General features: G+C 66.4%; 10 protein-coding genes and 2 pseudogenes. 4 read left to right on the forward strand and 8 right to left on the reverse strand.

Going from position 1 to position 13,134, the window contains the following annotated elements:
* Together AWC17_RS29120 and AWC17_RS29125 are read right to left on the reverse strand one after the other, a co-directional pair.
* Nucleotides 1–2,390: MMPL/RND family transporter (locus tag AWC17_RS29120; RefSeq protein ID WP_085165622.1), on the reverse strand; the 2,390-nt coding region annotated here is incomplete at its 3' end.
* A 173-nt stretch (nt 2,391–2,563) separates the two neighbouring features.
* Nucleotides 2,564–3,901 (reverse strand): annotated as a pseudogene (locus AWC17_RS29125) (aspartate aminotransferase family protein); the annotation flags it as partial.
* Nucleotides 3,902–3,978: 77 nt separating this feature from the next.
* Between AWC17_RS29125 and AWC17_RS29130 the strand changes: the two are divergent.
* On the forward strand, nt 3,979–4,872 hold the full coding sequence (locus AWC17_RS29130; protein ID WP_085165602.1) for a sigma-70 family RNA polymerase sigma factor: 894 nt from the start codon (nt 3,979–3,981) through the stop codon (nt 4,870–4,872).
* Nucleotides 4,873–4,896: 24 nt separating this feature from the next.
* Here AWC17_RS29130 and AWC17_RS29135 read toward each other — a convergent pair whose 3' ends face one another.
* The 6 genes and pseudogenes from AWC17_RS29135 to sdhC all read right to left on the reverse strand — a co-directional run bounded on the left by AWC17_RS29135 (nt 4,897) and on the right by sdhC (nt 10,081).
* Nucleotides 4,897–5,772 (reverse strand): aspartate/glutamate racemase family protein, encoded by an 876-nt coding sequence (locus AWC17_RS29135; protein ID WP_046186121.1) that lies wholly within the window; start codon nt 5,770–5,772, stop codon nt 4,897–4,899.
* Nucleotides 5,773–5,958: 186 nt separating this feature from the next.
* A pseudogene (locus AWC17_RS29140) lies at nt 5,959–6,600 on the reverse strand (carboxymuconolactone decarboxylase family protein); the annotation flags it as partial.
* Nucleotides 6,601–6,717: 117 nt separating this feature from the next.
* Nucleotides 6,718–7,518 (reverse strand): succinate dehydrogenase iron-sulfur subunit, encoded by an 801-nt coding sequence (locus AWC17_RS29145; protein WP_046186123.1) that lies wholly within the window; start codon nt 7,516–7,518, stop codon nt 6,718–6,720.
* Nucleotides 7,518–9,272: a succinate dehydrogenase flavoprotein subunit gene (gene sdhA, locus AWC17_RS29150; RefSeq protein WP_046186124.1), complete on the reverse strand. Its 1,755-nt coding sequence runs from the start codon at nt 9,270–9,272 to the stop codon at nt 7,518–7,520. Before sdhA ends, AWC17_RS29145 begins: the two co-directional genes overlap by 1 nt.
* 3 nt (nt 9,273–9,275) lie before the next feature.
* Nucleotides 9,276–9,746: a succinate dehydrogenase hydrophobic membrane anchor subunit gene (locus AWC17_RS29155; RefSeq protein ID WP_046186125.1), complete on the reverse strand. Its 471-nt coding sequence runs from the start codon at nt 9,744–9,746 to the stop codon at nt 9,276–9,278.
* Entirely contained in the window at nt 9,743–10,081 is a 339-nt protein-coding gene (sdhC, locus tag AWC17_RS29160; protein ID WP_046186126.1) for a succinate dehydrogenase, cytochrome b556 subunit, read from the reverse strand. The genes AWC17_RS29155 and sdhC overlap by 4 nt, the downstream gene beginning before the upstream one ends.
* 255 nt (nt 10,082–10,336) lie before the next feature.
* Between sdhC and AWC17_RS29165 the strand changes: the two genes are divergently transcribed.
* Genes AWC17_RS29165 through AWC17_RS29175 form a run of 3 tightly spaced genes read left to right on the forward strand, consistent with a single transcriptional unit; the run spans nt 10,337 to nt 13,118 of the window.
* Nucleotides 10,337–10,735: a cytidine deaminase gene (locus AWC17_RS29165; RefSeq protein WP_046186127.1), complete on the forward strand. Its 399-nt coding sequence runs from the start codon at nt 10,337–10,339 to the stop codon at nt 10,733–10,735.
* Nucleotides 10,732–12,030 (forward strand): thymidine phosphorylase, encoded by a 1,299-nt coding sequence (locus AWC17_RS29170; protein ID WP_047321976.1) that lies wholly within the window; start codon nt 10,732–10,734, stop codon nt 12,028–12,030. Before AWC17_RS29165 ends, AWC17_RS29170 begins: the two co-directional genes overlap by 4 nt.
* On the forward strand, nt 12,027–13,118 hold the full coding sequence (locus AWC17_RS29175; protein WP_046185249.1) for an adenosine deaminase: 1,092 nt from the start codon (nt 12,027–12,029) through the stop codon (nt 13,116–13,118). Before AWC17_RS29170 ends, AWC17_RS29175 begins: the two co-directional genes overlap by 4 nt.
* The last annotated feature ends 16 nt before the right edge of the window (nt 13,119–13,134 follow it).

Below are 13,134 nucleotides of genomic sequence, written 5' to 3' on the forward strand. Positions count from 1 at the left end.
ACCGTTCCGACGATGACCGCGGCGGCAATCACGCTTCGGGTGACGATCATCATGATGATCAGAATGAGACTGATCGCAGCCACTCCGGCGATCAGCAGATCGTATGTGGCGCCCTGGTGTAGGTCTCTGAACGTCGCGGCGACGCCGCCCATGGAGATCGCGGCGCCCTGCACCGGAGTTCCCTTGATGGCCTCTCTTGCCGCCTGCTGGATCGGCTCGACGCGAGCGATGCCCTCGGGCGTCGCGGGATCTCCCTCAAGGGAGATGATGAAGCGGGCCGCCTTCCCATCTGGCGACAAGAACATCCTCAGGCCGCGCTTGAAACCTGGATTGTCAAAGGCCGCCTGGGGCACATAGAACGAATCATCGACCTGGGCGGCGTCAAAGACCCGGCCCATGGCGCCGGGGTCTTTGTTGTTCATGTCCTGCTCCCTGTCGAGAGTCGCAAGTGTGCCGTGCCAGACCACCAGCATGTCTCGCACGATGGTCATCGTCGAAATCAACGGCAGCATCTGCGCGCGCATCTCGGGCAAGAGTCGGATCAGGACGTCCAGATCCTTGGCAAGAAACCTCAATTTCTCGGCCAGCTGATCGACGTTATCGAACGTATCGAATACCGATCGAATCGCCCAGCAGGCAGGGATATCGAAACAATGTCTCTCCCAGTAGAAATAGCTGCCGATCGGTCGAAGGAAATCCGAGAGATCCGAAAGGTGATCCCTTATTGAGTCGGTGATGTCCGACATGTCATGGGTGAGGTGATCCATGTCGACGGTATTGTCGACGATTTGTCCCATCAGGTCATACATGTGCTTCATCGTGGCGATCGACACGTCCATGGCCTGCTCTTGGACCACCATGTCGTTCAGTCGGTCCTTCATGAATTCCATGTTCTCGGCATTCATCACGCCCTGCATGCTGATGATGTATGGAATCGAAGTATGTTTGATGGACGTTCCCAGCGGCCGGGTCATTGATGTCACCTGTGCGATGCCGGGGGTGTGAAAGATGGCTTTTGCCACCTTGTCCAACACCAGCATGTCCACCGGATCGCGCATGTCGTGATCGGATTCGATCAACAGCACCTCGGGGTTCAGCCGGGCCTGCGAAAAGTGTCGACCCGCGGCCGCGTCCCCGACGTTGGAAGGCATGCTGGCGGACATGAATTTGCGCAGATCGTAAGTTGTCTTGTAATTCGGCAGGGCCAGCAGGCCAATGGACGCCACCACGCACGTTGCGGCGAGCACCGGGCCGGGCCAGCGAACGATTGCGGTTCCCACCCGCCGCCACCGCCGAGTGTTCAGCCTTCGTTTGGGGTCCAAGAGCTTGAAGAAGCTGGCAACGGTCAGCACGGCCGGCCCGAGTGTGAGTGCGGCGAGGACCGCAACCAACATGCCGGTGGCACAGGGAGCGCCGAGCGTCTTGAAATACGGCAGTCGGGCAAGGCTCAGGCAATACATGGCGCCGGCGATGGTCAAGCCCGAGCCCAGAATCACATGGGCGGTCCCGTGAAACATGGTGAAGAACGCGGGTTTCCGATCTTCGCCCGCATAGCGCGCCTCGTGGTAACGGCCGAGCATGAATATCGCGTAGTCCGTGCTGGCGGCAATGGCCAGCAGGGTGAGCAAGTTTGTTGCGAAGGTCGAAAGACCGAAAACGTTGTGAGAAGCCAGAAACGCGACGACCCCGCGAATTGCCCCCAGCTCGATTCCGACCATCGCCAGGACGAGCACCATGGTGACCACGGATCGGTAGATGAAGAGCAACATCCCCGCGATCACCGAGCTGGTGATCAGGGTGACCTTGGCGACGCTCTTGTCTCCAGCCTCCGTTTGATCGGCGATCAGCGCGTACGGACCGGTGACATATGCCTTGACCCCACGCGGCGCCGGTGTGCCATTCACGATATGCCGCACGGCGTGAACCGAGTTGTATGCCTGCGTTTCGTTGTTGCCGACGAGGTACACCACGACGTACGCGGCCTTGTCGTCCGGGCTTTGCGATCCCCCCGCGGTCAGCGGATCACTCCAGAAGTCCTGGATGTGCGCGACGTGCTGGGTGTCCGCCGAAAGCTTGCGCATCAGCTCGTTGTAGAACCGGTGCGCATCGTTACCCAGTGGCTTGTCGGCTTCCAGCAGGATCGTCACCCGGGCGTTGGAATCAAACTCATGGAACACCTGACCCACGTGCTTGATCGCCTGAACCGCAGCCGCGTCTTTCGGGCTCAACGAGACCGAGTGCGCTTTGCCGACCACTTCCAGCTGCGGGATGGCGATATTGAGGATCGCGGTGAGCCCCAGCCATAACAGGACGATCGGCACCGCAAAGCGGGTGATCATCCGCGGCAGAAACGGCGCGTCGCAAGCCGGCCCGGCCTCTGTTTGGCTCATGCGGATGCCACCTGGCAGAAGATCAGGGCTTTCGGTCCGGTCTTCACCCTGCCGCGGCTCCTTTAAGAGGTTCGGCTGAGAGCGCCCATCGCGGCGAACGTACACCTCCGATGGGCAACGGCAACTTGTATTTCAGCTAATCGTTATGTTTGCCGGCATTCGCCAGCGGGCGACTACACCTCGCGGAGCACGGTGCGCAGGATGGATTCGATGGTGTCGAACTCGGCCTGACCGCTGATCAGCGGGGGCGCCACCTGGATGACGGGGTCGCCGCGGTCGTCGGCGCGGCAATAGAGGCCGGCGGCGAAGAGCGCGGGCGAGACGTAGCCGTGCAGCAGTCGTTCGCATTCGGCATCGCTGAAGGTTTCCTTGGCCGCCTTGTCCTTGACCAGTTCGATGCCGTAGAAGTAGCCCTCGCCGCGCACGTCCCCGACGATGGGCAGGTCGTACAGCTTCTCCAGGGTGGCGCGGAAGGCGGACGCGTGTTGCTTGACGCGGTCGTTGAGCCCCTCGCGCTCGAAGATGTCGAGGTTGGCCAGCCCCACGGCGGTCGACACCGGATGGCCGCCAAAGGTGTAGCCGTGCGGGAACACGGTTTTGCCGTCGTTGAACGGCTCGAACAACCTCTCGCTGGCGATCATCGCGCCCAGCGGTGAGTAGCCCGACGTCAGGCCCTTGGCGCAGGTGATCATGTCGGGCACGTAGCCGAAGTCCTCGCAGGCGAACATCGACCCGATCCGGCCGAAGGCGCAGATCACCTCGTCGGAAACCAGCAGCACGTCGTACTCGTCGCAGATGCGGCGCACCCGTTCGAAATAGCCGGGCGGAGGGGGGATGGCGCCGCCCGCGTTCTGCACCGGTTCCAGGAACACCGCGGCGACGGTCGCCGGACCCTCGAACTCGATCGCCTCGGCGATCCGGTCGGCGGCCCATTGCCCGAAGGCCTTGGCGTCGTTGGCGAATGGCTCCGGCGCACGGTAGAAGTTCGTGTTGGGCACCCGGAAGCCGCCCGGCGTCACCGGTTCGAACGGCGCCTTGTACGACGGCAGGCCCGTAATGGCCAGGGCGCCCTGGGTGGTGCCGTGGTAGGCGATCGACCGCGAAATCACCTTGTGCTTACCGGGTTTGCCGGTCAGCTTGAAGTACTGCTTGGCCAGTTTCCACGCGGTCTCGACGGCCTCGGTCCCACCGGTGGTGAAGAACACCCGGTTCAGGTCGCCCGGTGCGTAGCGCGCGAGGCGCTCGGCGAGTTCCACCGCGGTCGGGGTGGCGTACCCCCACAGCGGGAAGTAGGCCAGCGTGCTCGCCTGCCGCGCGGCGACCTCAGCGAGTTCGGTGCGGCCGTGGCCGACCTGCACCGTGAACAGCCCGGACAGCGCGTCGAGGTAGCTCTTGCCGCGGTCGTCGAAGATGGTCACGCCGTCGCCGCGGACGATGATCGGCGGCGTGATGTCGGGGCCGTGCCGGGCGAAGTGCAGCCACAGGTGTTCTGTCATGTTGACCGTGAGCGTAGCGCGCTGGCTTTCATGGCCCGGCGCCTTACTCGCGCCGTTCCGGCGCTCGCCGTCACCGCGCTAGGCTCGCCTCAGTGCAGCAGGTCAGCGAATTCGAGTCCCTGCGGCCGCATCTCATGTCGGTCGCCTACCGGCTCACCGGCACGGTGGCCGACGCCGAGGACATCGTGCAGGAAGCGTGGCTGCGCTGGGACGGGCAGCATGCCGAGATCACCGACCTGCGGGCCTGGCTGACCACCGTGGTGAGCCGGCTCGGCCTGGACAAGCTGCGCTCGGCCGCGCACCGGCGCGAGACCTACACCGGCAACTGGCTACCGGAGCCGGTGGTGACCGGCCTCGACCGTGCGGATCCGCTGTCCGCCGTGGTGGCCCGCGAGGACGCCCGGTTCGCGGCGATGGTGGTGCTGGAGCGGTTGTCGCCGGATCAGCGGGTCGCGTTCGTGCTGCACGAAGGGTTCGCGGTGCCCTTCGCCGAAATCGCCGACGTGCTGGGCACCAGCGAGGCCGGCGCCCGGCAGCTGGCGTCGCGGGCCCGCAAGGCGGTCGCCGCGCAGCCGCCACCAAAGCCCGATCCGTCGCACGACGAAGTGGTCGGCCGGTTGATGGCCGCCATGTCCGCCGGCGACCTGGAGGCCGTGGTGGCGCTGCTGCATCCGGACGTGGTCTTCACCGGCGATTCAAATGGCAAGGCGCCCACGGCGGTTCACATCATCAACGGGGCGGACAAGGTGGCCCGGTTCATGTTCGGTCTGGCCCGTCGTTACGGCCCGGCCTTCTTCACGGCCAACCAGCTAGGGCTGGTCAATGGCGAATTGGGCGCCTACACGGCGGGCAGCCCCGGCGATGACGGGCATTGGGAAATGCGGCCGCGGATTCTCGCGATCACCGTGCGCGACGGAAAGGTCTGCGCGCTATGGGATATCGCCAACCCGGACAAGTTCACCGGCTCTCCGCTGCGGCGGTCCTGAGGCCGAGTCGCATGACGACGCGAATCACCGCGGCACCAAGGACGCTGACCGCAGCGGCCGGCGGGGCCGCCAACGCGATGGCGACCAGCGGCTGGGCAGTCGGGCCCCGGCAACGGAATTCGCTGCGGCCACGCATCGAACGACGTCCGCCGTCGCGGTGGTGTCAGGGACAGGATCCAGCAGCGCTCGACAAGATTCCTCGACGAGCGCGCGCACGCTGTCGATGACAGGTTTACCTGCCATCTCGGTGTCGACCACGCCGTGGAGCTCAGCGCAGTCCAGTAACAGCGCATCCACGTCGTCGCCGAGCTTGGTGATGACCCGAAGGAATTCTCCCGGGACCGGGACCCGAGTCGGGGACCATTGCTGTAACTCGATGAACTGGTCGACGATCTCCTGATCGCGTGGGGCCGGTGCCACGACGGTGATGCCCGCCTCGCCCAGGCCGCGCTCGTAGGCCGCGGACGACACCATGATGCTCGACGCGAGAAGGCCGACACGGCGGACGTTTAGGCGTCGCAGCGTCCGACACGTCGCTTCGACCATCCCGATGCATGTCGGCGCGACTATCGCGGGGTCGATGGTGGTGGCGTTGCATGCGACGGCGATCACGTCCGCGCCGCTTCCGGCGAGGGATCGACATGTCCGGGACACGAGATGCTGCAGCGCTTCCTGGTGCCCGGGTCGAAATGAGCCGGCCGAGAACGCTTCCATAAGGCGCCGCTGCACTGAGATGCTGTGCACCATCACGTCCGGAGAGGAACCACCCGTCAGCGCCCGATGGTTCTCGCACAGCATCGCGTAGAACCGGGCGGTGGTATGGGGGCCCAGCCCATCCACGACACCCAGCCGCCGTTGCGGCGCCCACTGATCCGACGCCGGGCTAATCAGTTGGTCCATGTCGATCTCCGAGTCCGGTCGCGTTGGATGCGTTGTCCGCTTTTCGGGCACACGACGACTATCCCCCGTCAGCTCGGGCGGTGTCTTTCCACCATTTGGCTCCTACGGTGGAGGAGTTGTCCTTCCCCATATCGGACGATCTGCGAGTCCGTCGATTGGGGGAACGTTCCTTCCGGCGGCGCGGCCCTACGTCCGCCGCAAGGGACGATCGCCGCGTTCGTCGGCCCACGGAATGCGGCAGGCGTCCCCGGAATTGAAGCCCTGTTCGGTGATGCCCAGCGCGGTGTTCATCCGGGCCCGCATGTTCTCCACCCCGATCTGATAGGTCAGCTCGAACACGCCGGCATCGCCGAACCGGGCCCGCAGGTCGGCGACCTGCTCGTCGGTGACGGTGTGCGGATCGGTGGTCATCGCGTCGGCGTAGCGGATCGCGGCGCGCTCGTCGTCGGTGAATGCCGTTGAGGTGGCGTAGTTGTCGATTTCTTTGAGTCGCTCGATGTCGAGTCCGTCCAGGCGCTGCAGCATGGAACCGAAGTCGACGCACCAGGAACAGCCGATGCTGCGCGCGGTCCACAACACCGCCAGCTCACGCACGCTGACCGGCAGCGTCTTCGATGCCCGGTCGATCATCGTCTCGTGCACGGCCCCGGCGACCATCAGCTTGCGATGGTGGGCGGCCACGGCGAAGGGTTCGGGAACCTGGCCGTAGCGCCGCTTGGCGATCCGGTACATCGCGCGGGTCAGCATCCCGGCGCGCTTGGGGGACAGGGGCTCGATGCGGGTTTTCTGTGTCATACCCAGCAGACGAGACGGGGCGCGAAAGTGTGACGGGCTTTCGGAGACCATCAGCCGACTTTCGAAAGCGATATCACATGCGATATCGAGTTCGAGGATCTTGTGGTGGTGGCGGCGCGGTACTCGTGTGACGGATGTTGCTGTACCGCCCTAGCGCGTGAACATCAGCGCGCGCTTGACCTCTTGGATCGCCTTGGTGATCTGGATGCCACGCGGGCAGCACTCGGTGCAGTTGAACGTGGTGCGGCATCGCCACACGCCGTCCACCTCGTTGAGGATGTCGAGGCGCTCGGCGGCGGCCTCGTCGCGGCTGTCGAAGATGAAGCGGTGCGCGTTGACGATCGCCGCCGGGCCGTAGTAGCTGCCCTCGTGCCAGAACACCGGGCAACTGGTGGTGCAGGCCGCGCACAGGATGCACTTGGTCGTGTCGTCGTAGCGGGCGCGGTCGGTGGGGCTCTGAATGCGTTCCCGCGTCGGCGGATTCCCGCTGGTGACCAGGTAGGGTTTGACCGCGCGGTAGGCGTCGAAGAACGGCTCCATGTTGACCACCAGGTCCTTTTCGACCGGCAGGCCACGGATCGGTTCCACCGTGATGGTGAGCTGCTTGCCCTTCTTCTCGGGCAGCAGGTCGCGCATCAGCACCTGGCAGGCCAGCCGGTTGACGCCGTTGATGCGCATGGCGTCCGAGCCGCACACCCCGTGGGCGCAGGAGCGCCGGAAGGTCAGCGTCCCGTCCAGGTAGCTCTTGATGTAGATCAGCAGGTTGAGCAACCGGTCGCTGGGCAAGCACGGTACCCGAAAGCTTTGCCAGCCACCGGTTTCCGCGAAAGCGTCGGGGTTGTCGGGGTTGAACCGGGCGATCTTGAGGGTCACCATCACCGCGCCCTCAGGGATGGGCGGCAAGGGCGGCGCCGGTCCCCGGTCCACCTCGACGTCGATGCTGTCGGACATCAGTACTTCCGTTCCTTCGGTTCGTAGCGGGTCTGCGCGACGGGCTTGAAGTCCAGCGCGATGTCGCTCAGTAGGTCGGTGCCCTGCTTGTAGGCCATGGTGTGGCGCATGTAGTTGACGTCGTCGCGGTTCGGGTAGTCCTCCCGGGCATGCCCGCCGCGGGACTCCTTGCGGTTCAGCGCGCCGACCACCGTGACCTCGGCCAGCTCCAGCAGGAAGCCCAGCTCGATGGCCTCCAGCAGGTCGCTGTTGAAGCGCTTCCCCTTGTCGTGCACGCGGATTCGGGAGTAGCGCTCCTTGAGCGCGTGGATGTCCGTCAGCGCCTGCTTGAGCGTCTCCTCGGTGCGGAACACCGCGGCGTTGTTGTCCATCGACTGCTGCAGCGCGCCGCGGATGTCGGCCACCCGCTCGTTGCCCTGTTCGGACAGGATGTCGCCGACCCAGCCCACCACCATCGCCGCCGGGTTCGGCGGCATGTCGATGAAGTCGTGCCCGTCGGCGTAATCCGCGGCGGCGATGCCGGCGCGGCGGCCGAAGACGTTGATGTCCAACAGCGAATTGGTGCCCAGCCGGTTGGCGCCGTGCACCGACACGCACGCACACTCACCGGCCGCATACAGGCCCGGCACGGTGGAAACGTTGTCCCGCAACACCTGTCCGGTGACGGTGGTGGGGATGCCGCCCATCACGTAGTGACACGTCGGGTACACCGGGACCAGCTCGTGCACGGGGTCGACGCCCAGGTAGGTGCGGGCGAACTCGGTGATGTCGGGCAGCTTGGCCTCTAGCACGTCCTCGCCGAGGTGGCGCACGTCGATGTAGACGTAGTCCTTTTGCGGGCCGGCGCCGCGGCCCTCCAGCACCTCCAGCACCATCGATCGGGCGACGACGTCGCGCGGTGCCAGGTCGACGATCGTCGGGGCGTAGCGCTCCATGAAGCGCTCGCCCTCGCCGTTGAGCAGCCGCCCGCCCTCGCCGCGCACGGCTTCGGAGATCAAGATGCCCAGCCCGGCCAGGCCCGTGGGATGAAACTGATGAAACTCCATGTCCTCCAACGGAAGTCCCTTGCGGAACACGATGCCGATGCCGTCGCCGGTCAGCGTGTGCGCGTTGGACGTCGTCTTGTACATCCGGCCCGAACCGCCGGTGGCGATCACCACCGCCTTGGCGTGGAAAACGTGGATGTCGCCGGTGGCCAGCTCGTAGGCCACCACGCCGGTGGCCACCGGCCCGCTCGGGGTCTGAGTCAAAACCAGGTCCAGGGCGTAGAACTCGTTGAAGAACTGCACGTCGTGCTTGACGCAGTTCTGGTAGAGGGTCTGCAGGATCATGTGGCCGGTGCGGTCCGCCGCGTAACACGCCCGGCGCACCGGGGCCTTACCGTGTTCGCGGGTGTGCCCGCCGAACAGGCGCTGGTCGATGCGGCCCTCGGGGGTGCGGTTGAACGGCATCCCCATCTTCTCCAGGTCGAGCACCGCGTCGATGGCTTCCTTGCACATGATCTCCACCGCGTCCTGGTCGGCGAGGTAGTCGCCGCCCTTGACGGTGTCGAAGGTGTGCCATTCCCAGTTGTCGTCCTCGACGTTGGCCAGCGCCGCGCACATCCCGCCCTGGGCGGCGCCGGTGTGGCTGCGGGTGGGGTACAGCTTGGTCAACACCGCGGTCCGGACGCGCGGACCGGCTTCCACCGCCGCGCGCATGCCGGCACCGCCGGCGCCGACGATGACGACGTCGTATCGGTGTTGCTGGATCACCGGTCAGCCTCCGATATTCGGGTCGAATGTCACCAGCACATAGGTGCCGAGCGCCAGCGTGAACCCCATCGACAACAGCAGCAGGCTGTTGAGCCAGAACCGGGTGCTGTCCTTGCGGCTGTAGTCGTCGATGATGGTGCGCAGGCCGTTGCCGCCGTGCAGCTGCGCCAGCCAGAGCAGCGCCAGATCCCAGAACTGCCAGAAGGGCGAAGCCCAGCGCTGCGCCACGTAGTTGAAGTCGATGCGGTAAACGCCGTTGTCCCACATCAGCATGATGAACAGGTGCCCGACGGCCAGGACGATCAGCGCGACGCCGGAGAACCGCATGAACAGCCACGCGAACTTCTCGAAGTTGGGGATGCCGGCCCGGCGCCGCGGCGAGCGCGGGTTGTCGAGGCTGGCCGGCCGGTCGTGGCTGCGCTGGTGCACCGGGGCTATCTGACCTGGGCCGAGCTGCAGGTCGGGGGAGCTCATCGGAGGTGCTCCCAGATGTGGATGCCCGTGACGACGCCGGCCGGAACCATGAGCAGCAGGAAGACGATGCCGACGATCCAGAACATCACCTTCTGGTAGCGGGGGCCCTCGGACCAGAAGTCGATGAGGATGACCCGGATCCCGTTCAGCCCGTGAAAGAGCACCGCGGCCACCAACCCGTACTCCATCAGGCCGACTACCGGGGTCTGGTAGTCGTGGATCACCGCGTTGTAGGTCTGCGGGCTCACCCGCAGCATCGCGGCGTCCAGCACGTGGACGAACAGAAAGAAGAAGATCGTCGCGCCGCTGATGCGGTGCAACACCCACGCCCACATGCCCGGGTCGCCCCGATACAGGGTTCGGGGTGGTCGCCGCTTGCGCGAGCGGGCAGATTCTGTTGCCGGATCCGCGGTTGTCGCCTGTGTGGTCACCCAGTCCTCACCGCCTTCTGACATCGAGCCGGGCAGTTCAGCCTAACCCGGCCGGGAGACCGCCTGCGCCGAACAGCCCGCCAAGCGAAGTGTCGTGTCAGCGCTAGGGTGGCAGTCGTACGTGCCCATCGGTGAACGGGGTTTTGAACGGGGTCGGGTATGCCTGATGTCGATTGGAAAGCACTGCGCCACAAGGCAATCAGTGCTGCAGCGGGGGCCTATGCGCCCTACTCGCGGTTCCCGGTGGGGGCCGCCGCGCTGGTCGACGACGGCCGCGTGGTCACCGGCTGCAATGTGGAAAACATCTCATATGGCCTTAGTCTCTGCGCCGAATGCGGTGTGGTGTGCGCCCTATACGCGAGCGGCGGCGGCCGGCTGATCGCGCTGGCCTGCGTCGACGGCCAGGGGGCCCCGCTGATGCCGTGTGGGCGATGCCGGCAGGTGCTCCTGGAGCACGGTGGCCCCGAACTGCTGATCGACCATCCGGACGGGCCCCGCCGCCTCGGCGAGCTACTGCCCGACGCCTTCGGCGCCGACCTGCCACGGGAACCCCGTTGAGCGACTACGCATTCGACGCGGCATTCGACGCGCCGACGGTGATCCGGACCAAGCGCGACGGGGGCCGGCTGTCCGATGCCGCCATCGAGTGGGTCATCGACGCCTACACCCACGGCCGGGTCGCCGAGGAACAGATGTCGGCGCTGCTGATGGCGATCTTTCTGCGCGGCATGGACCGCGGCGAGACCGCCAGCTGGACCGCGGCGATGCTGGCGTCCGGCGAACGGCTGGACTTCAGCGACCTGCCGTTGCCCACCGTGGACAAGCACTCCACCGGCGGCGTGGGGGACAAGATCACCCTGCCGCTGGTGGCCGTGGTCGCGGCCTGCGGCGCGGCGGTGCCCCAGGCGTCGGGACGGGGGCTCGGGCACACCGGCGGCACCCTGGACAAGCTCGAGTCGATCGCCGGGTTCACCGCCGCGCTGTCGAACCGGCGGGTGCGCGATCAACTTCGCGATGTCGGCGCGGCCATCTTCGCCGCCGGCGAGCTCGCGCGGGCCGACGCCAAGCTGTACGCGCTCCGCGACGTCACCGCCACCGTCGAGTCGCTGCCGCTGATCGCCAGCTCGGTGATGAGCAAGAAGCTGGCCGAGGGGACGGGCGCGCTGGTGCTCGACGTGAAGGTCGGCTCGGGCGCGCTGCTGAGCTCCGCGGAGCGGTGCCGCGAACTGGCCCACACCATGGTCGAGCTGGGAGAGGCGTACGGGGTGCCCACCCGCGCGCTGTTGACCGACATGAACCGCCCGCTGGGCGCGACGGTCGGCAACGCACTGGAGGTCGCCGAGTCGCTGGACGTGCTGGGCGGCGGCGGGCCGCCCGACGTGGTCGAGCTGACGCTGCGGCTGGCCGAAGAGATGCTCGAGCTGGCGGGGGTCGACGGCCGCGACCCCGCCGAGACGTTGCGCGACGGCACCGCGATGGACCGATTTCGCCGGCTCGTCGCCGCGCAGGGCGGCGATTTGTCGGTTCCGTTGCCGATCGGTGCGCATTCCGACACCGTGACCGCCGCCCGGGGCGGCACAATGGGCGATATCGACGCGATGGCAGTGGGGCTGGCGGCTTGGCGGCTCGGTGCGGGCAGGTCCCGTCCGGGCGAGCGGGTGCAGGCCGGCGCCGGCATCCGGATTCACCGCCGCCCCGGCGAGCCGGTTGCGCCCGGCGCGCCGTTGTTCACCTTGTACACCGACACTCCGGAGCGCTTCGGCGCCGCGCTGGCCGAGCTGGACGGCGGCTGGAGTGTCGGCGACACCCCACCGGTTTCGCGGCCCCTGATCATCGATCGGATCGTCAAGTGACCACACCACTGGGCCTCGAGCAGATCAAGAAGGCGCCCAAGGCGCTGCTCCACGATCACCTCGACGGGGGGCTGCGCCCGTCCACCGTGGTGGACATCGCCGGCCAGATCGGCTACGACGGGCTACCCACCACCGACGTCGACGAGCTGGCCACCTGGTTTCGCACCCAGTCGCACAGCGGCTCGCTCGAGCGCTACCTGGAGCCGTTCTCGCACACCGTGGCGGTGATGCAGACACCCGACGCGCTGCATCGCGTCGCCTACGAGTGCGTGGAAGACCTGGCCGCCGATTCGGTTGTCTACGCCGAGATCCGATTCGCGCCCGAGCTGCACATCGACCGGCGGCTGTCCTTCGACCAGATCGTGGACGCGGTGCTGGCCGGGTTCGCGGACGGCGAGAAAGCCTGCGCCGCCGCGGGCCGGCCGATCGTGGTGCGGCTGCTGGTCACCGCCATGCGGCACGCCGCGGTGTCCCGGGAGATCGCCGAGCTGGCAATCCGGTTCCGGGACAAGGGAGTTGTGGGCTTCGACATTGCCGGCGCCGAGGCTGGCAACCCGCCGACGCGGCATCTGGACGCCTTCGAATACATGCGAGACCACAACGCGCGCTTCACGATTCACGCGGGCGAGGCGTTCGGGCTGCCGTCGATCCACGAGGCGATCGCGTTCTGCGGCGCTGACCGCCTGGGCCACGGGGTGCGCATCGTCGACGACATCGACGTCCTCGGCGACGGCCGCGTCCAACTTGGCCGGCTGGCGTCGATCCTGCGGGACAAGCGAATTCCGCTGGAGCTGTGCCCCAGCTCCAACGTGCAGACGGGCGCCGTGAAGAGCATCGCGGACCATCCGTTCGACCTGCTGGCCCGCACCCGGTTTCGGGTGACCGTCAACACCGACAACCGCCTGATGAGTGATACCACGATGAGCCTCGAAATGTGCCGCCTGGTCGAGGCTTTCGGCTACGGCTGGAGCGACCTCGAGCGGTTCACCATCAACGCGATGAAGTCGGCGTTCCTTCCGTTCGACGAGCGGCTGGCCATCATCGACGACGTGATCAAGCCGCGCTACGCGGTCCTGATCGCAGGCTGACACCGCCCGCCCGAAA

The sequence above is a fragment of the Mycobacterium nebraskense genome, assembly GCF_002102255.1.
In the GTDB taxonomy this organism is placed as follows: Bacteria; Actinomycetota; Actinomycetes; order Mycobacteriales; family Mycobacteriaceae; genus Mycobacterium; species Mycobacterium nebraskense.